14 protein-coding genes are annotated in these 18548 nt (G+C 69.7%); 4 read left to right on the plus strand and 10 right to left on the minus strand.

From position 1 onward, the window contains the following. Position 1: 1 nt before the first annotated feature. Positions 2 to 979: a phosphotriesterase family protein gene (locus tag I7X18_RS01485; RefSeq protein WP_193044892.1), complete on the minus strand. Its 978-nt coding sequence runs from the start codon at positions 977 to 979 to the stop codon at positions 2 to 4. A gap of 134 nt (positions 980 to 1113) precedes the next feature. Here I7X18_RS01485 and I7X18_RS01490 point away from each other — a divergent pair, with 134 nt between their 5' ends. Beyond that, positions 1114 to 2715, plus strand: coding sequence for an MFS transporter (locus I7X18_RS01490; protein WP_193044891.1), 1602 nt, complete (start codon positions 1114 to 1116; stop codon positions 2713 to 2715). Here the strand turns inward: I7X18_RS01490 and I7X18_RS01495 are convergent. From I7X18_RS01495 to I7X18_RS01505, 3 genes are all read right to left on the minus strand, one after another. Continuing rightward, positions 2690 to 6853, minus strand: coding sequence for an alpha-(1->3)-arabinofuranosyltransferase (locus tag I7X18_RS01495; RefSeq protein WP_232375382.1), 4164 nt, complete (start codon positions 6851 to 6853; stop codon positions 2690 to 2692). The genes I7X18_RS01490 and I7X18_RS01495 overlap by 26 nt on opposite strands. 70 nt (positions 6854 to 6923) lie before the next feature. After that, positions 6924 to 7097: a DUF2613 domain-containing protein gene (locus tag I7X18_RS01500; RefSeq protein ID WP_011557654.1), complete on the minus strand. Its 174-nt coding sequence runs from the start codon at positions 7095 to 7097 to the stop codon at positions 6924 to 6926. A 25-nt stretch (positions 7098 to 7122) separates the two neighbouring features. Continuing rightward, complete coding sequence (locus tag I7X18_RS01505) at positions 7123 to 7617, minus strand: universal stress protein (RefSeq protein WP_193044890.1); 495 nt, start codon at positions 7615 to 7617, stop codon at positions 7123 to 7125. A gap of 70 nt (positions 7618 to 7687) precedes the next feature. On the opposite strand from I7X18_RS01505, the gene I7X18_RS01510 reads away from it, so the two are divergent. After that, positions 7688 to 8875, plus strand: coding sequence for a glycoside hydrolase family 3 N-terminal domain-containing protein (locus I7X18_RS01510; protein WP_193044889.1), 1188 nt, complete (start codon positions 7688 to 7690; stop codon positions 8873 to 8875). Between the two features lie 48 nt (positions 8876 to 8923). Here the strand turns inward: I7X18_RS01510 and I7X18_RS01515 are convergent, their stop codons facing one another. Together I7X18_RS01515 and I7X18_RS01520 are read right to left on the minus strand one after the other, a co-directional pair. Continuing rightward, the gene (locus I7X18_RS01515; protein ID WP_193044888.1) at positions 8924 to 9376 is read right to left on the minus strand and encodes a nitroreductase/quinone reductase family protein; all 453 of its coding nucleotides are present in this window, start codon (positions 9374 to 9376) and stop codon (positions 8924 to 8926) included. Positions 9377 to 9421: 45 nt separating this feature from the next. Further along, positions 9422 to 10615, minus strand: coding sequence for an amidohydrolase family protein (locus I7X18_RS01520; protein ID WP_193044887.1), 1194 nt, complete (start codon positions 10613 to 10615; stop codon positions 9422 to 9424). A 189-nt stretch (positions 10616 to 10804) separates the two neighbouring features. Here I7X18_RS01520 and I7X18_RS01525 point away from each other — a divergent pair, with 189 nt between their 5' ends. Then, positions 10805 to 11461 (plus strand): TetR/AcrR family transcriptional regulator, encoded by a 657-nt coding sequence (locus I7X18_RS01525; RefSeq protein WP_193044886.1) that lies wholly within the window; start codon positions 10805 to 10807, stop codon positions 11459 to 11461. Positions 11462 to 11464: 3 nt separating this feature from the next. Here I7X18_RS01525 and I7X18_RS01530 read toward each other — a convergent pair whose 3' ends face one another. From I7X18_RS01530 to I7X18_RS01540, 3 genes are read right to left on the minus strand one after another with little or no spacing between them, the layout of a single operon-like run. After that, entirely contained in the window at positions 11465 to 12553 is a 1089-nt protein-coding gene (locus I7X18_RS01530) for a methyltransferase (protein ID WP_193044885.1), read from the minus strand. Positions 12554 to 12609: 56 nt separating this feature from the next. Then, complete coding sequence (locus I7X18_RS01535) at positions 12610 to 13455, minus strand: MaoC/PaaZ C-terminal domain-containing protein (RefSeq protein ID WP_193044884.1); 846 nt, start codon at positions 13453 to 13455, stop codon at positions 12610 to 12612. Between the two features lies 1 nt (position 13456). After that, positions 13457 to 14809 (minus strand): 3-oxoacyl-ACP reductase, encoded by a 1353-nt coding sequence (locus tag I7X18_RS01540; protein WP_193044883.1) that lies wholly within the window; start codon positions 14807 to 14809, stop codon positions 13457 to 13459. Positions 14810 to 14918: 109 nt separating this feature from the next. On the opposite strand from I7X18_RS01540, the gene I7X18_RS01545 reads away from it, so the two are divergent. Next, positions 14919 to 16220 (plus strand): acetyl-CoA C-acetyltransferase, encoded by a 1302-nt coding sequence (locus I7X18_RS01545; RefSeq protein WP_232375383.1) that lies wholly within the window; start codon positions 14919 to 14921, stop codon positions 16218 to 16220. Between the two features lie 451 nt (positions 16221 to 16671). On the opposite strand, the gene I7X18_RS01550 is transcribed toward I7X18_RS01545, so the two are convergent. Continuing rightward, complete coding sequence (locus I7X18_RS01550; protein ID WP_193044882.1) at positions 16672 to 18507, minus strand: acyl-CoA dehydrogenase; 1836 nt, start codon at positions 18505 to 18507, stop codon at positions 16672 to 16674. Positions 18508 to 18548 lie beyond the last annotated feature (41 nt).

Consider the following 18548-nt stretch of genomic DNA (forward strand, 5'->3'; position numbering starts at 1 on the left):
CTCAGTACCCGCCCGAGTGCTCGAAGATGCGCCGCGGATTGTCGACGAGCATGGTGGTGAGCTGCTCGTCGCTGACTCCGCGGGCGCGCAGCGCGGGCAGCACGTCGTTGTGGATGTGCAGGTAGTGCCAGTTCGGCATCACCGCCGACACCGCCTCCTCCGGCAGCGCGTCGAAGTAGCAGGAGGCGTCGTGGGACAGCACCAAGTGATCGGCGTGGCCGCGCTCGCACAGCGTCGCCACGGTCGCCACCCGGTCCTCGAACCCCAGGAACGCGTCGACCCCGAACCGGTCCATGCCGATGTAGGAGCCCGCCGCCATCAGCTCTTCGAGATAGTCCAGGTCGGTGGTGTCACCGGAATGCCCGATCACCACCCGCGACAGGTCGACGTCCTCCTCGGCGAAGACGCGCTGCTGCTCGAGCCCGCGCCGCGTGGCGGCGTGGGTGTGGGTGGAGATCGGCACCCCGGTCTGGCGGTGCGCCTGCGCGACCGCTCGCAGCACCCGCTCCACGCCCGGGGTGACGCCGGGTTCGTCCGTGGCGCACTTGAGGATCGCGGCCTTCACGCCCGTGTCGGCGATACCGTGCTCGATGTCACGGACGAACATGTCGGCCATGACCTCCGGACCGCCCAGTGCGGTCCCGGGGCCGGTGAAGTGGAAGAAGAACGGCACGTCGTTGTAGGTGTACAGCCCGGTCGCCACGACGATGTTGAGGTCGGTGGCCGCGGCGATGCGTGCAATGCGGGGGATGTAGCGGCCCAGCCCCACCACGGTGAGGTCGACGATGGTGTCGACCCCGCGTGACTTCAGTTCGTCGAGCCGGGCGATCGCGTCGGCTTCGCGCTTGCCCTCGTCACCCCACGCCTCCGGATAGTTGAGCAGGATCTCCGTGGTCATGATGAACACATGCTCATGCATGAGCGTGACGCCGAGGTCGGTGGTGTCGATCGCGCCCGCCGCGGTATTCAACTGTGGCACAAGCCCGATGCTAGGGCTGCGGCAGACGGGGTGTCGGCGTTTGATGGGATCGGCGCACGTCTGCTCTCACCGGCCGCCGCTCTTACCGGCCGCCGCAGTGGGTACCCGGTACCGACCTCAGGGAGGAACACCGCATGGCCACACCGCTACCACGACCCGTGGTGTCCTCGTGGGCGCCGCTGGCGTCGCCGGTCTACCGGGCGCTGTGGATCGCGCAGTTCGTGTCGAACCTCGGCACGTGGATGCAGACCGTCGGCGCACAGTGGATGCTCGTCGGCGACCCCGCGGCCGCGGTGCTGGTGCCGCTGGTGCAGACCGCGACGACCCTGCCGGTCATGCTGCTGGCGCTGCCCTCGGGGGTGCTCGCCGACCTGATCGACCGGCGGCGGCTGCTGCTCGCCACCCAGGGCGCGATGGCGTCCGGGGTGGCCACGCTGGCGCTGTTGAGCGGGTTCGGGCTGGCGACGCCGACCGTCCTGCTGCTCCTGCTGTTCGTGATCGGCTGCGGACAGGCGCTGACAGCCCCGGCCTGGCAGGCGATTCAGCCGGAACTGGTTCCGCGGGAACAGATTCCGGCTGCAGCGGCGCTGACCAGCATGAGCATGAACGGGGCGAGGGCGATCGGCCCCGCGATCGCGGGCGTCCTGGTGTCGCTGTGGGGTCCCACCACGGTGTTCGCGCTCAACACGTTCTCGTTCATCGGCATCGTCATGGTGTTGCTGGCGTGGCGGCGGCCCGCCACCGAATCGCTGATGCCCGTCGAGCGGCCGATGTCCGCGCTCAGCGCCGGCGGACGGTTCATCCGCAGCTCGCCGGTGATCCGGCGGATCCTGCTGCGTACCGTGCTGTTCATCGCTCCGGCCAGCGCCCTGTGGGGCCTGCTCGCGGTGATCGCCGCGAACCAGCTGAACCTGTCGTCGTCGGGATACGGGCTGCTGCTCGGTGCGCTGGGCGTCGGGGCGGTGCTGGGCGCGGTGGCCTTGTCGCGGCTGCAGGCCGTCTTCGGGCAGAACCAGCTGCTGGCGATGGCGGCGGTCGGCTTCGCGGCCGCGACCGCGGTGCTGGCGACGGTGCATGTCCTGGCCGTGGTCCTCGCCGCGCTGGTGCTCGGCGGGGTGTCGTGGCTGCTGACGCTGTCGACGCTCAACGCGTCGATGCAGCTGAGCCTGCCCGCCTGGGTGCGGGCGCGCGGCCTGTCGGTCTACCAGCTGGCGTTCATGGGTGGGCAGGCGATCGGCTCGCTCGTGTGGGGTCTGGTCGCGGGCGCGACGAGCGGTGTGACGTCGTTGCTGATCAGCGCCGGCCTTCTCGTCGGGTGCGCGGTGTCGGTCATCTGGTGGCCGCTGCACCCCGGCACCGGGCACATCGACGTCACCCCGTCGGCGCACTGGGGCGAACCCGCCCTGCTGTTCGAGCCCGACCCGCAGGACGGACCGGTCGTGGTGCTCCAGTCCTACTTGGTGACCCCGGAGGACGAAGCGGGCTTCCTGTCGGCGATGGATCGGGTTCGGCGGTCGCGGCAGCGCACCGGCGCGATGCAGTGGGGGCTGTTCCGCAGCGGCGAATCCGCCGACACCTTCGTCGAGTTGTTCGTCGTCCGGTCCTGGGACGAACACCTGCGCCAGCACCTCGTCCGTCAGACGGGTCTGGACCTCGCCCTCGAACAGGAACTCGAGCGGTTCGTGCACGGCGAGTCGACGTTGCGGCATTTCATCGCGGTGCGGACCGTCCGCTGAGCGGCACCGCTGAGGCGGCCAGCGCCGCCACCGACATCAGCGCCAGCAGCTGCACACCCGCCGAATGTCCGACGTACCCGTCCACTGAACGCCACGGGTTCTGGGACAGCACCGCACCGGCCAGCGTCAGTCCGCCGGCGCTCACACCGAGGGTGAGCCGGTCGAGGAGCCGTTCCCGGTGCCGCAACAGGAATCGTGCCCCGAGCGCAGCGCCGACCACGAGTAGCCCGGCCCATCCGGAGATCACCGCCCCGACGGTCAGCGCACCCGCCACGGCCACCGCCACCGGGGGCCGCCATGGACGCGCGGGCTCATCGTCGCGGCGGCGGCGCGCGGGGAGCCAGGCCAGCAGTGCGAGGACGGGCAGCAGCGCCAGTCCCGAGAGCAGTCCGGCGCGGTAGAGCGTGTTCGACGCGAAGGACAGCGTGACGGCCCCGTCGGCGTCCGCGGGTACCACCCACCCCTGCTGCCAGCCGTTGACCACCACGGGAGTCAGCGCGTCACCGCCCGGGCCGTGGGCCCGCCATCCCGGGTTGACGCTCTCGGGCACCACCAGCACGCGGTCGCGTGGCGCCCCGGTCACGGTCACCTCGCGCCGGTCGGCGCTCCACGCGCCGGTGTCGGCGGGGGTCGTCGGTGCGGGCGCGATGTCGCGGGCCGAGGGCGCGGCCAGCTGAACCCCGTCGACGACGAAGGTGGCGCCGGGGCTGATCAGCAGCTCCTGCTCGCCTGCGGGCAGGGGGATCGGCTCGGTGCGGCACGGCCGGGCGGGTACGGGTTCACCGTCGAGCAACGCCCCGACGGTGGTGGTCACCGAGGTGGGCACGAACTGTCCGGCGACGCCGATGATCGGACCCTGTCCGCACGGCACGCTCACGGTGCGGGCACGGTTCCCGGCCGCGTCGGCCGCCGCGATCGGGTTGCCACGCCGGTCCAGCACGGTCACTTCGGCCAGGCCGGGCGGTTTGAGCTGATCGAAGCCGAGCGAGGTGCGGTCGATGATGTCGTTCCAGTCCAGCAGCGACAGCTCGACGGTGTCGGTTCGGTGCGGTGCCAACGGGATGGTCTGCGTGTCGCTGTCACCGGAGAGGCGACGTGCCTGCGCGCCGTTACCGAGGTCGACCGCGACCATCGTCGGATGGGCGGGCGGCTCGGTCGCGCTCGGCGTGATCCGTAGCGCGGCGACCTCGGCCGGGGCTGGCAGCGTCAGCGTCAGCGTCGGTGCGCTGTGCTGCTGTACGACGCGCTGCGGGGCGGTCCACGCGGTGCGGGGGTCGCCGTCGCCGGCGGCGAAGGCCGACCCCAGGACGTCGAGGGCGTCGGCGTCACCGGCCACCAGGGTGGTGCCGGGCTGGCGGATCAGCTCGGCCAGTCGCGGACCCTGGCGCGCACGCACCCACACCGTCGGCCGCACCTCTGTCGGCTCCGGCACCGTCAGCGTCCGGCTCAGGTTCACCGGCTCCTCGGGGGAGAGCGCCATGGCGGCAGCGCATTTCACGCCGTCGGGACTGTCCACGCAGCCCGGCCGGCCCAGCAGCTCCGCGCCGAGGTCCCACAGCGCGACGGCGGAACCCGCGGGCGGCCCGGGCACCTCGACGGTGTGCCGCAGCTGGATCGGCGTCGCGAAACCGTTCGCGTCGTATTGGGTGACCGACAGGTCGGTGATGCCGAACTGCACGCCCGCCGAACCGTCGTCGGTCCCGGTCGCGGTGATCCGCACCCAGGGGGTCTCGCCGTAGGGGAGAGCCACCGTCAGCGGTTTGCCGGCCTCCTCGAAGCGCAGGGTGCTGGTGCCGTTGACGGTCGCCACCTCCATTCGCCGGATCTGCGCGCCGACCGCGGTGGCGCTGGGCGTGATGGTGATGGTGGCGTTGGTGACGGGTTTGTCGAAGTCGACCTGCAGCCACTGCCCGAGCGCGGCCTGCAGAGCGTTGGACACCCAGCTCGTCGACGTGTCGGCGTCGATGGCCGCGGTCGGACCGGTGGCGGGCGCGACGCTCGGCAGTGCGGTCGAGTCGGCCGCCGAACTCGACACGGACAACCGGCCGCCGGTCCACCGGCCGTAGACGAGGTCGGCACCGTCGGACGGGTAGTCGGGCACCCGGTTGAAGGTGTGCCGCGCATCGTCGGGGGTGCGGATCGCCGACGAATGGTCGTCGACGCGGCCGTAGTCGGTCTCCCGCGCGGCCGGGGTGTCGGTGACGGTCACCAGCGGCGCGGGTAGCCCGGCGCGTTCGGCGTCGGCGGTCAGCAGCATCGGGCCCAGGGGCGGCCGGTCGAGCAGGCGACGGCGTTCGTCGAGGCGCAGCAGTGCCTCGGGCGCACCGTCGACCCGTGCCATCGCCTCGGCGTCGACGAGGTACGGCGCCGACGGATTCTGTTGGGTGTCAACGCGATAGATCTCGACGGCCGGATAGGGGGGCCGCAGTCCGCTGTCGGAGACGAAGCCCTCGAGGGTGCCTGCGCCGACCGGGTCACCGAACTGCGCGACCCGCCTCAGTCCGGGTGAGCCGTCGATCGCGCGGTGCACCAGCACGGGCCGCGCGGAGCGGGACGACTCGGGGTCGAGGTCGTTGCGCACCACGATGTACGAAATTCCTTGGCGCGCAAGGGTGTCTGCGAGTCCCGCGGAGGGGCGGCCCGCGGCGAACAGGCGCTGCACCGAATCGAGGGCGCGGATGGTCTCCGGCGGGGTCAGCGGTATCGAATCCCGCACACCCCAAGGGCTTTGGCCGAGAACCTGCAGGGGTTCGTCGTGGCTGCTGCCCCACACCTGGGTGGCGAACGGTGCCCCCGGCGCCACCAGCACCCGCCCCGCCGTGGGGTCACCGGTGTTGTTGGCGTCCAGCCACGCCGCGGTCTCGTGCCAGTAGTCCGGGATGGCGGTGAACGCTCCCGGGGCGGTCAGCCGGCCCGTCCACGCCAGCGAGGTGCCCGCGGCCAGGGCGGCGAGGACGACGATGCCCACTGCCACCCGCCGGTCACGTTCGGGATGGGCGAACGCCTGCAGCCACACCGGCCGCGGCGCGCTGCCGGGCAAGGGGATGCGGGCCAGCAGATGGACCACGCCCAGCGCCAGCGGCAGCCGCAACACCGGGTCGAGCTTCTGCAGATTGCGCAGCGGGGTGCCGTCACCGTCGAGGAACGCCTGAACCGCCGACGCGATCGGCGAGCCCAGCCCACCGGAGTAACCCGCCGCGAGCAGCGCCACCCCGACCAGCAGCATGGTGATCAACCGGCCGCGGGCCGGCATCGACCGCAGCGCCAGACCGGCCAGCCCCGCCGCGGCCACCAGCGTCGTCGCCAGTACCGACAGCGTGCCGGTGACCAGCGTCGAACCGGCCGTCGCGGTGGGTGCGACGAACGGTGTCCAGCTGCCGGTGCCGCGCAGCATCTCCGTGAGCGACATCCACTGCGTGGTCACACCGGAGGATTCGATGAAGTCGAGGAACGGCGGGCTGATCTTGCCGAGCAGAAGCAGCGGGATCACCCACCACAGCACGGCGAGCGCGGCGCAGCCGAACCACCACGCGGTGAACCGCACCCACAGTCCGTTGGGCCGGTGGCACGCCCACCACAGCACCGCGGCCAGGCAGCCGGTGAGGGTGGCGACGGCGTTCACCGCACCCATCAGCGCGATCGCGCCCGCCGAGCGGGCGGCCAGCATCCGCGTCGAGCCCTGTCCGCGGAGGGCATAGATCACCGGCAGCAGCACCCAGGGCGCCAGCATCATCGGCAGCGTCTCCGACGACAGTGCGCCCAAGGTGGTCAGCACCCGCGGCGACAGGGTGTAGGCGACCGCACCGATGACGCGGGAGGTGGGGCTGCCCAGGCCGAGCGCCTCGGCGACCCGGACCACACCCCAGAACCCGACGGTCAGCAGCAGCGCCCACCACAGCCGCTGCGTCACCCATCCGGGCAGCCCGAGGAGGTCACCGGCGAGGAAGAACGTGCCGTGCGGGAACAGGTAGCCGTACGCCTGGTTCTGGGCCTGCCCGAACGGCAGGTCGCTGTTCCACAGGTTCGCGGCGCGGGCGAGGAACCTCAGCGGATTGGCGGTGAGATCGAGTTTGGTGTCGGGTGAGATCTGTCCGGGTGACTGGGCGAAAGTCAGGACGAGGGCCACCGCGGCGGCCACCCACAGCCATCGCCGCGACAGCGGCGGGACTGCGTCAGCGGCTACGGCCGAATGAGCCGCGACCCGGGAACTAACTTCTGTCGCCGTACTCGACCCTGTTGAGCACCGATGACGCCGGATCGCCCGCTTGCAGGGGAGGCTTACTGTCCTCCTGCACCATCAACGTCACCCCGAACACGGCCGCCGCCCCGAGCAGCAGGCCGACGACGATGCTGGCCGCGGCGGGGACGATGAACCGATCCATGGGGCCAAAACTAGCATGCGGCCGGTCAGCGGCCCGGAGGCACGATGAGCACCGGACGGTGCCCGTGCCGCAGCACCCGGTCGGCGACGCTGGACTGCAGCAGCGAGCGCAGGCCGGTGGTGCCGCGCGTGCCGGTGACGATCAGATCGGCGTCCAGCGCGTCGGCGGTCTCGATGATCGTGTTCCACACCGTGCTCATCGTCGGGACGCACAGTGGTTCGGCCGCCAGACCGGCGGAACGGGCGAGCGCGACGCCCTCGGCGTTGGTGCTCTGGGCGTCGGCGTGGGCGATGTCCACGTCGTCGACGTCCGCGGGGTCCGGCGGGCCGTCGAGATCGACCGCCACCGGTTCGGTCGCGCGCGACGCCGGGGTCCACACCGTGAGCAGGACCGCGCGATTGGCGGAGAGGAACCGGCCGGCGTAGTGCACGGCGCGGCGGGCGTTGCGGGTGCCGTCGTAGGCGATCATCATGACCTCAGGGGCGACCTCCGCGGCCAAGTCGTCGGCTTCGGCGGTCATCACACCTCCTGGTTCTCCTCAGACCTTAGGGGATCGACCCCTGCTGCCGGAGCCGTTAGTGTCAGGCCCCATGGCTTGGACCCGAGGACTGTGCGTACTGGTCGCGACGTCGGGAGTGCTGGCGTGTTCGTCGCCGTCACAGCAACCCGTGGCGGCACCGGCGCCCCAGGAAACCAGCAGCGCCGCCGTCCCGAACGTCCCGTTGAAGGCGCCGATCCCCCTGGCGCCCGGCGCCCCGGCGTGCGGACAGGGCGCCGCGGTGCTCTCCGAACTGTCGACGCGGGACAAGCTCGCCCAACTGCTGATGGTCGGCGTCTCCGATGCCGCCGACGCCCGCGCGGTGGTCGACACCCATCACATCGGCGGCATCATGATCGGCAGCTGGACCGATTTGTCGATGCTCGGTGCCCCGCTGGCCGAGATCGCGGGGGGCGCGGCGCCGCTTCCGCTGGCGGTCAGCGTCGACGAGGAGGGCGGCCGGGTGTCGCGGCTGGCCGGGCTGATCGGCAGCCAGCCGTCGGCGCGTGCACTGGCGCAGAGTTCGACGCCCGACGAGGTCTACGGCATCGCGCTGCAGCGCGGTCAGGCGATGCGGCGCCTCGGCGTGACGATCGACTTCGCACCCGTCGTCGACATCACCGACGCCGGGGCGAACACCGTGATCGGTGACCGGTCCTTCGGCGCCGACCCGCAGACCGTCACCGAATACGCCGGCGCGTACGCCCGTGGGCTGCGGGACGCCGGCGTCCTGCCGGTGCTCAAGCACTTCCCCGGCCACGGCAACGCCTCGGGCGACTCGCACGCCGAGGGTGTCGTCACCCCGCCGGTCGAGGAACTGCAGAACCGCGACCTCATCCCGTACCGCACGCTCACGTCGCAGGCGCCGGTCGGTGTGATGGTCGGCCACATGCAGGTCCCCGGCCTGACCGGCGGCGATCCGGCGAGCCTGAGCCCGGCGGCGTACGCGCTGCTGCGTTCGGGCGGTTACGGCGGCCCGCCGTTCAACGGCCCGGTGTTCACCGACGACATCTCCGGCATGCGGGCGATCACCGACCGGTACGGGGTGGCCGACGCGGCGTTGCGCGCTCTGCAGGCCGGTGCCGACACCGCGCTGTGGGTGACGACGGCCGAGGTGCCCGCGGTGCTCGACCGGCTCGAGCAGGCGTTGGCCGACGGCGAGCTGACGATGGCGCGGGTCGATCAGTCGGTGCTGCGGGTCGCGGCGGTCAAGGGCCCGAATCCGCGCTGCGGCGGCTGAGCGGCTCGCGGGCCCGTCGGCCGGCTGTGGTGACCGCACGGCACGTTGTCATGGTGTCGTCCGTCGGAGCTCGAAGAGCGGGATGACGCGTTCGGTGTGCTGTTGGTGCTGCGCAAGCGCCGGCGCGCGCTGGGCGAACGCCGCGAACAGCGCCTCCCGCTCGCCGTCGTGCAGTTCCCGCGCGATGACGTCGTACTCGTCCGTGCCGACCTCGACGCGGGCCTGCGGATTTGCCCGCAGGTTGTGCACCCACGCCGGGTTCTTGTCCGAGCCAAGCGACGAGCCGGGGACGACCCACCCGTGCTCGACGTCGAGATACGCCAGTGGCGTCAGCCGCGGTTCGCCTGACTTCGCGCCGGTCGTGTGCAGCAACAGCAACGCGCCGCCCGGCACGCTGGGAACGTCTCCTGCGTTGGTGCGGAACTCCTCGACGATGCGGCGGTTGAACGCACCTAGCGCCTCCGGATCCGCAGTCAGCGCGTCCTTGTCGAGTTCGGTCATCGGGCCCTCCTGTGCGTCGACGTCCCTAATCGGACTGTAGTCCACTTAGGTCAGACCGTACACCCGTGCTGCGTTGTGCACCCCGATCATGTCGACGATCCGGATGGCGTCTTCCTCGGTGCAGGCGCCGGTGCGGATCCAGTCGCCCAGCACCAGGCCCATCGCGCGCCGCCACAGCACCGACCCCAGCAGGTGCAGCTCCGGTGGCCCGAACGCGTCCGACGAATACAGCTGTTTGGCGAACGGCGCAGTATCCAGTGCTTCCGCGACCAGCGACGTCGACCGCACGCCCAGGAAGTTGATCGCCAACCCGACGTCGAAGTGCACGTGGTCGAACGCCTGGGCGAGGTAACCGGCCTGGCGGTGGAACGGGTAGCAGTGCAGCAACATGACGGGAACCGGGGTGATCGTGCGCAGCAGCGGCAACAGCAGCAGCGGATCGGTGCGGTTCAGGTCCAGATCGCGGTCACCGAATCCGACGTGGACCTGAATGGGCCGCCCGCGCTCGGCGGCCTCGTGCACCCCGAACGCGATCAGCACGGGATCGTCGACGCGCAACTCGCCGCCCCGCGCCACGAGCCGGTCCGCCGCCGCGGCGACATCTGCGTCCGGCGGACGTGACCAGTCGACGTCGAATCCGGTGCGATACGCGGCAATGGTCTTCACCCCGACGGTGTGCGGGTCCGTGACGGCGTCGTCGAGTGCTGCCCGGAACGCTTCGGGGTACTCCTGCGGCGAGATCCCGGCTTCGAGGAGGTCCTCGGTCAGCCGTTCCAGCCGTAGGACCGACGACGACGGGATGTCGCTGAGTGCCGTCATCTGTGCGGGTGTGGTGATCTGGTCACCCTTGAATCCGGTGTCGACCACCCAGCGCGCCACGCCCGCTGCCCGCAGGAAACGCTCCGTCAGCTCGTCCGGCCCGAATTGCGCCCTCCGAAACCAGTATTCGTCGGCGCCGGTGAGTGATTCCAGGCCGAGCACCGGGGCGCACCACCGGCGAATTGCCAGGCCGAGCGGTGAATCGAATTGCGTCATGAACGCGGGCACCGGATCGGTGGACCCCTCGTTGATCGCCGCCTCGAAACCGGCCCGGTCGACGGCCCGGGTGAAGGTGCCGTGGACGTGGTGGTCGATGAGGTGGACGGCGCGCAGGTGCCGGGCGAGCGCGTCGGGCACGTCGTCGCGCACGCCGGAGAATACGTCGGGGCGGTCACCAGTCGGCGTAGCTTCACCGATCATCCGCCGGCCCTCCCTCACCCATGCGCGCCCTTGTTCTCGTCTTCGTCACCATGGTCGTTGAATCAGCCTTCTCCAAGCGTTTGCACAACCCTGGTGTCGAAAATGCGCACAAGGCGCGCGGCGTATGGTCCGCCCGGAGTTCGCGACACTGAGTCGGCCCCGGGGCGGCCGATTGCTTACCCTTGAACGATGGCCGGTGGGACGAAGCGTTTGCCACGCGCGGTGCGCGAGCAGCAGATGCTCGACGCGGCCGTTCAGATGTTCTCGGTGAACGGTTATCACGAGACCTCGATGGACGCCATCGCCGCCGAGGCGCAGATCTCCAAGCCGATGCTCTACCTCTACTACGGCTCCAAGGAGGAGCTCTTCGGTGCCTGCCTGGACCGCGAGCTCAGCCGGTTCGTCGACGAGGTGCGCAGCAAGATCGACTTCTCGCAGGGTGCGCGGGACCTCCTGCGCAACGCGGTGCTGTCGTTCCTGACCTACATCGACACCAACCGCGCATCGTGGATGGTGCTGTACACGCAGGCGACCAGTTCGCAGGCCTTCGCCCACACCGTGCGCGAGGGCCGCGAACGGATCATCGAACTGGTCAGCCGGCTGCTGCAGGAAGGCACCCGTCATCCGGAGCCGGACACCGATTTCGAGATGATGGCGGTGGCGCTCGTGGGCGCGGGTGAGGCGATCGCCACCCGGGTCAGCACCGGCGACGCCGACGTCGACGAGGCCGCCGAGCTGATGATCAACCTGTTCTGGCGCGGCCTGAAGGGCACGCCGTCGGACACCGGCGGGCAGGAGCGCAGCGACTCGGGGAAGACCAGGGACGCCGCCGTCGCCTCGGGGTAGCCGCTAGACCGCCCTGCCCTCGATCAGGCTGATCGGGGCGACTGTCGGCACCACGCGGGTCAGCTGAAAACCCGCCTCCTCGTACAGTTTTCGATACTCCGCTTCGGTGCGCTCCCGGGCGGCGGTCGCCATCAGCATCTCCATGTCCGTCCAATTCCCGATGAACGCACGGTGGTGGTCGGGGATGACGAACTCGGCCAGCAGCAGGACGGCGCCCGGGTCCGCGGCGGCGCGCACATTGCGCAAGATGGTCAGCGCCTGGTCGTCGGGCCAGTCGTGGATCACGTTCTTGGCGACGTAGGCGTCGCCGCCGGCGGGGACGCTGTCGAAGAACGAGCCGCCGGCGATCTCGACCCGGTCGGCGACCCCGTGCCTGCGCAGCAGTTCGGGGGCTCCCTCGACGACCTGCGGAAGGTCGTAGAGCACACCGCGCGCCGACGGAGTGGCCTCCAGGATCGCCGAGAGAAACCGGCCGTGGCCGCCACCGACGTCGACGACCGTGCCGAACGGAGTGAAGTCGTAGGCGGCGGTCAGCGGCACCACCGCAGCCTCGGAGAGGTTGGTCATGGCGTGGTTGAAGATCTCGCCGAGTTCGGGGTTTGCGACGAGGTACTCGAAGCCGGGCATACCGCGCAGCTTGGGCATGGTCGCCTCACCCGTGCGGATCGCGTCGAGCAACTGGCTCCAGTGCTCCCGGTGCGAGGGGTGGCCGACCATTCGCGCCATCCCGGCGACCGACATGGGCCCATCGGTGCGCAGGGTGGCGCCGAGGGCGTTCAACGCGTATCGGCCGTCGCGGCGCTGCGCGAAGACGCCCTCACCGATCAGTGCCCGCATCAACCGCGCCAGCGCGTCGGGATTCGCGCCGACCCGCCGGGCCAGGTCGTCGATCGACAACGGCCCATCGGCGAGCGCGTCGGCCACCTTCAGGTCGGCCGCCACCGTGATGCCCTGGGCAATCCACGCGCCGAGGATCTTCTCCAGCATCACCGCAGACGGGGGTGCGCTGCGCTGGTGCAGGCGGTCGAGGACGTACCGGAACCGCTCGACAGCACGGGCCAGGCGAACCGGTGGAACCTTTGCTGTGGTCACCGCAGCACTGTAAAAGATCGAGGCCGGGCGGTTCTGCTGTTTCCCGAGTTTCGGTGCTAGAGAGCGCGCACCGTGCCCGTCAGGTGCGGTTCACCCTTCTTGTTGCGCAGCGTGAGGTCCCAGCCGCCGTCGTTGGTGCGGTCGACGTAGAGCCCCGCCTTGGCGGGCAGCACCACCGGTTTGCCGAAGCGCACCGAATACTGCACCGCCTTGGGCAGTTGGCCCTCGATGTTGGCCAGCACCGCCGCCGCCGAGAACATCCCGTGGGCGATCACCGTGGGGAACCCGAACAGTTTGGCCGCAATGGGATTCGTGTGAATCGGGTTGTGGTCGCCGCCGACCGATGCGTAATGCCTGATCTGGCCGGCGGTGATGTTCAGCAGCGCGTTCGGCGGAGGTAGCTTGGGCTGTTTCTGCGGCGGTGGCTTCGGCTGATCGGACAGGCTGGTGCGCTGCTGGTGCAGGAACGTCGTCACCTGATGCCACGCCAGGTCGTCGCCGACGTTGACGTCGGTCACCACGTCGACCAGCAGACCGCGCCGGTGCTCACGCAGGTTCTCCGCGTGCACCTCGGCGGAGACGGTGTCCCCGACGGAAATCGGCCGGTGCTGGGTGATGTGGTTCTCGATGTGCACCGATCCCATTGCGGCGAAAGGGAAGTCGAATCCCGTGATCAGTGACATGACCGTCGGGAACGTCAGCGCGAACGGGTAGGTCAGCGGCACCGTGTCGCCGAACTGCAGTCCCGTGACATCGGCGTAGGCGGCGACGTTGGCGGGTTCGATCGCCAACTCGTCGACGGTCAGCGTGCGATCCGGCAGCGATTCGCCGCGGGGGATGAACGGCAGCGCCCCGGCCGCCGCGCGCAACAGGTTCCGGGTGCCGCTGGGCTGTCCGCTCACGTCAGGCCCCCAGCATGGCTTGGCCGCACACCCGAATGGTGTTGCCGGTCACCGCATTCGACGCGGGGCTGGCGAAGTAGGCGATGGTCTCGGCGACGTCGACCGGCTGACCGCCCTGGTAGAGCGAGTTGAGTCGACGGCCCACCTCACGGGTGGCCAGCGGGATCGCTTCGGTCATCTTCGTCTCGATGAACCCGGGTGCGACGGCGTTGATGGTGATGCCCTTGTCGTGCAGCTTCTCCGCGAGCGCATCGGTGAGACCGATCATCCCGGCCTTGGTGGTCGCATAGTTCGTCTGACCGCGGTTACCGGCGATCCCCGCCATCGAGGACAGGCCGATCACCCGGCCGCCTTCGCCGAGCGTTCCGCTGTCGACCAGGCCTTCGGTCAATCGCAGCGGCGCGAGCAGGTTGACGGCGATGACCGCGTCCCAGCGTCCCTCGTCCATGTTGGCCAGCAGCTTGTCGCGGGTGATGCCGGCGTTGTTGACCAGGACGTCGAGCTTCCCGCCGTGATGGTCGCGCACATGCTCGGCGATGCGGTCGACGGCGTCGGGCGCGGTCACGTCGATGGTCAGCGCGGTGCCGCCGACCTTCTCGGCGACCTTGGCGAGATCCTCGGCGGCTCCCTCGACGTCGACGGCCACGACCTGCGCGCCGTCCCGGGCGAACACCTCGGCGATGGTCGCGCCGATTCCGCGCGCTGCGCCCGTCACCACGGCGACCTTGCCCGCCAGCGGCTTGTCCCAGTCGGCCGGCGGGGCGGCGTCGTCGGCGCCGACCCGGTAGACCTGGCCGTCGACGTAGGCGGATTTCCCGGACAGGATGAACCGCATCGTCGACTCGAGGCCGGTCGCGGCCGGTTTGGCCTGCGGTGACAGGTACACCAGCGAGGCCGTCGCCCCGCGCCGCAACTCCTTGGCCAGTGAGCGGGTGAAGCCCTCGAGCGCGCGCTGCACGATCTGCTCGTGCGCGGTGGCGGCCTCCTCGGGGTCGGATCCGACGACGACGAGGCGGGCGTTCGGCGTCAGGTTGCGCAGCAGCGGCGTGAAGAACTCGTAGAGCCCCTTGAGGCCCTCCGGTTCGGTGATGCCGGTGGCGTCGTAGACCAGGCCGCCGAACTTGTCGGCCCACCGGCCGCCGAGGTTGTTGACGACGACGTCGTAGTCCTCGGCCAACGCGGCGCGCAGGGGTTCGACGATGCGGCCCTCACCGGCGATCAGCAGGGCGCCGGGCAGCGGCGCCTCACCCGCCCGGTAACGGCGCAGCGTTTCCGGCTGGGGGATGCCCAGCTGTTTGGCGAGGAACGAACCGGGGCCCGAGTGCACAATCTGGGTATAGATGTCGGAGGCCACTTCTGCTGCCTTTCGTCCGCGGAGTGGAGGATCCCACCGAACTTACTCCTGAGTAATAACGGTGGGTAATATCGGGTGTTACATAGCCGGAACGACAGTGGAGGCAAACGTGGCTGACAGCAGAACGATGCGACGGGTCGCCGTCCTCGGCGGCAATCGGATCCCCTTCGCGCGCTCGGACGGCGCCTACGCGAACGCGTCCAACCAGGACATGTTCACCGCGGCGCTGGGTGGGCTGATCGATCGGTTCAACCTGCAGGGCGAGAAGCTCGGCGCGGTCATCGGCGGTGCGGTGCTCAAGCACAGCCGCGATTTCAACCTGATGCGTGAGTGTGTGCTGGGCAGTGCGCTGTCGTCGTACACGCCCGCCTTCGACATCCAGCAGGCCTGCGGGACCGGCCTGCAGGCGACCATCGCCGCGGCCGACGGCATCGCGGCCGGACGGTACGAGGCGGCGGCGGCCGGCGGAGTCGACACCACCTCGGACGCCCCGATCGCCTTCGGTGACGACCTGCGCAAGACCCTGCTGGGCCTGCGGCGCGCCAAATCCAACCTCGACCGCCTCAAACTCGTCGGCAAGCTGCCCGCTGCCGTCGGCATCGAGATCCCCGTCAACAGCGAACCCCGCACCGGCATGTCCATGGGTGAGCACGCCGCCATCACGGCCAAGGAGATGGGCATCAAGCGCGTCGAGCAGGACGAGCTCGCCGCGGCCAGCCACCGCAACATGGCCGCCGCCTACGACAGGGGCTTCTTCGACGATCTCGTCACGCCGTTCCTCGGCGTCTACCGCGACAACAACCTGCGCGCGGATTCGTCGGCCGAGAAGCTGGCCAAGCTCAAGCCGGTCTTCGGCGTACGCCACGGCGACGCCACCATGACCGCGGGCAACTCCACGCCCTTGACCGACGGTGCGTCGGTGGCGCTGCTGGCGTCGGAGGAGTGGGCACAGCAGCATTCGATCGAGCCGCTGGCGTACTACGTCGACGGGGAGACCGCCGCGGTGGACTACGTCAACGGACGCGACGGCCTGCTGATGGCGCCCACCTACGCGGTGCCGCGGCTGCTCGCCCGCAACGGCCTGACCCTGCAGGACTTCGACTTCTACGAGATCCACGAGGCGTTCGCGTCGGTGGTGCTGGCACACCTGCAGGCGTGGGAGTCCGAGGAGTACTGCAAGGAGCGGCTGGGGTTGGACAGCGCGCTGGGGTCTATCGACCGCAGCAAGCTCAACGTCAACGGGTCGTCGCTGGCGGCCGGGCATCCGTTCGCCGCGACCGGCGGGCGCATCGTGGCGCAGCTGGCCAAGCAGCTGGCGGAGAAGCGGAAGCAGACCGGCCAGCCGGTGCGCGGCCTGATCTCGATCTGTGCCGCAGGCGGGCAGGGCGTGGCCGCGATCCTCGAGGCCTGAGAACGTTGCTGAAAGTTTTCCGCGCAGACGTGTAACGCCCCCGTCGCCCCCGCCGATACACCGGATAGCTCCGTGTTGTCGTCTGACCCCCCGACCCGACGGCAACACGGGGCCACCTTCTTGCGGTCGACCGCGTGCACCTCTGGTCTGAGGGGATCCTGAGGCGTAGAATCGAGCGCACGACGGGTTCGGGAGTGACTGATCCAAATAGCCGGTGCAGGGGTGAAGAACCGGCGGCGCGAGACACAGTGAAGACGCCCCCAATGTCCTCCCGGACCCGCCCTTATGCGCCCACATAGCGTGGGATCAGCCTCCTGACCCTTCCGCGAGCAGACACAGAATCGCGTTGCGCGACGAGGAATCACGCGATTCTGCGTCTGCTCGCGGAGATCCGGCCCCACAACGCAAGAGGCCCCCGCCGCAGCGGGGGCCTCGAGCGCGTGAAGACGGATCAGAAAGCGGCTTCGTCGAGTTCCATGATCTCGTTGTCGAGGGTCTCGACGACCTGACGGGTGCTGGTCAGCTGCGGCAGGAAGTTCTTCGCGAAGAACGACGCCACCGCGAGCTTGCCCTCGTAGAAGGACTTCTCGCCACCGGTCGCACCGGCGTCGAGTGCCTCGATCGCCACAGCGGCCTGCTTCTGCAGCAGCCACCCGATGACCAGGTCACCGACGCTCATCAGGAACCGGACCGACCCGAGCCCGACCTTGTACAGCTCCTTCGGGTCCTCCTGGGCCGCCATCAGGTAGCCGGTCAGCGAGGCCGCCATCGACTGCACGTCGGCCAGCGCGGTCGCCAGCAGAACACGCTCGGCCTTGAGCCGGCCGTTGCCCGTCTCGGACTTGACGAACTCCTCGATCTGCCCGGCGACGTGGGCCAGCGCCACACCCTTGTCGCGGACGATCTTGCGGAAGAAGAAGTCCTGCGCCTGGATGGCGGTGGTGCCCTCGTAGAGAGAGTCGATCTTCGCGTCGCGGATGTACTGCTCGATCGGGTAGTCCTGCAGGAAGCCCGAACCACCGAAGGTCTGCAGCGACTCGGTCAGCTTCGCGTAGGCCTGCTCCGAGCCGACACCCTTGACGATGGGCAGCAGCAGGTCGTTGACCCGAAGAGCGAGATCGCTGTCGACACCGTGGACGGCCTGGGCCACCTCGACGTCCTGGTAGGTGGCGGTGAACAGGTACAGCGCACGCAGACCCTCGGCATAGGCCTTCTGGGTCATCAGCGAACGGCGCACGTCCGGGTGGTGGGTGATGGTCACGCGAGGGGCGGTCTTGTCGGTCATCTGCGTCATGTCGGCGCCCTGGATGCGCTCCTTGGCGTACTCGAGCGCGTTGAGATAACCGGTCGACAGGGTGGCGATGGCCTTGGTACCGACCATCATGCGCGCCTGCTCGATGACGTCGAACATCTGCGCGATGCCGTTGTGCACCTCGCCGACCAGCCAGCCCTTGGCGGGAATCCCGTGCTGGCCGAAGGTCAGCTCGCAGGTGGCCGAGACCTTCAGGCCCATCTTGTGCTCGACGTTCGTGACGAAGGCGCCGTTGCGCTCGCCCAGTTCACCGGTCTCGAAGTCGAAGAGGAACTTCGGCACGAAGAACAGCGACAGACCCTTGGTGCCCGGGCCTGCGCCCTCGGGGCGGGCCAGCACCAGGTGGAAGATGTTCTCGAACAGGTCATCGGAGTCGGCGGAGGTGATGAACCGCTTGACGCCGTCGATGTGCCACGAGCCGTCAGGCTGCTGGACGGCCTTCGTGCGACCGGCGCCGACATCGGAACCGGCATCGGGCTCGGTGAGCACCATCGTGGCACCCCAGCCGCGCTCGGCGGCCAGCGTGGCCCACTTCTTCTGCTCGTCGGTGCCGTTGTCGTGGAAGATTTGTGCCATACCGCCGCCCATGGCGTACATGTACGCGGCGGGGTTGGCGCCGAGGATGTGCTCGATCAGGGCCCACTGCAGCGCCCGGGGCATCGGAATGCCGCCGAGGTTCTCTGGCATGCCGACCTTGTCCCAGCCGCCCTCGAACAGGGTGCGCATCGACTTCTTGAACGCCTCGGGGAGCTTCACCGTGTGGGTCTCGGGGTCGAACACCGGGGGGTTGCGGTCGCCGTCGACGAACGATGCGGCGATCGGACCCTCCGCCAGGCGTGCGATCTCGCCGAGCATCTCGCGGGTCGTATCGGCGTCCAGGTCGCTGTATTCGCCCTGACCGAGAGCCTTGTCGACGCCGAGCACCTCGAACAGGTTGAACACCTGGTCACGAACATTGCTCTTGTAGTGGCTCATGTTGCCTCCTCGATGAGAAAATGCCACCTGCGGTTGGGTAC

Source organism: Mycolicibacterium baixiangningiae (assembly GCF_016313185.1).
Taxonomy (GTDB): domain Bacteria; phylum Actinomycetota; class Actinomycetes; order Mycobacteriales; family Mycobacteriaceae; genus Mycobacterium; species Mycobacterium baixiangningiae.

Bases quoted from the DNA above. Each gene is read 5' to 3' on its own strand.
- I7X18_RS01490 (WP_193044891.1), top strand. From the start codon at position 1,114: ATGGCCACACCGCTACCACGACCCGTGGTGTCCTCGTGGGCGCCGCTG.
- I7X18_RS01500 (WP_011557654.1), bottom strand. From the start codon at position 7,097: ATGGATCGGTTCATCGTCCCCGCCGCGGCCAGCATCGTCGTCGGCCTG.
- I7X18_RS01505 (WP_193044890.1), bottom strand. From the start codon at position 7,617: ATGACCGCCGAAGCCGACGACTTGGCCGCGGAGGTCGCCCCTGAGGTC.
- I7X18_RS01510 (WP_193044889.1), top strand. From the start codon at position 7,688: ATGGCTTGGACCCGAGGACTGTGCGTACTGGTCGCGACGTCGGGAGTG.
- I7X18_RS01515 (WP_193044888.1), bottom strand. From the start codon at position 9,376: ATGACCGAACTCGACAAGGACGCGCTGACTGCGGATCCGGAGGCGCTA.
- I7X18_RS01520 (WP_193044887.1), bottom strand. From the start codon at position 10,615: ATGATCGGTGAAGCTACGCCGACTGGTGACCGCCCCGACGTATTCTCC.
- I7X18_RS01525 (WP_193044886.1), top strand. From the start codon at position 10,805: ATGGCCGGTGGGACGAAGCGTTTGCCACGCGCGGTGCGCGAGCAGCAG.
- I7X18_RS01550 (WP_193044882.1), bottom strand. From the start codon at position 18,507: ATGAGCCACTACAAGAGCAATGTTCGTGACCAGGTGTTCAACCTGTTC.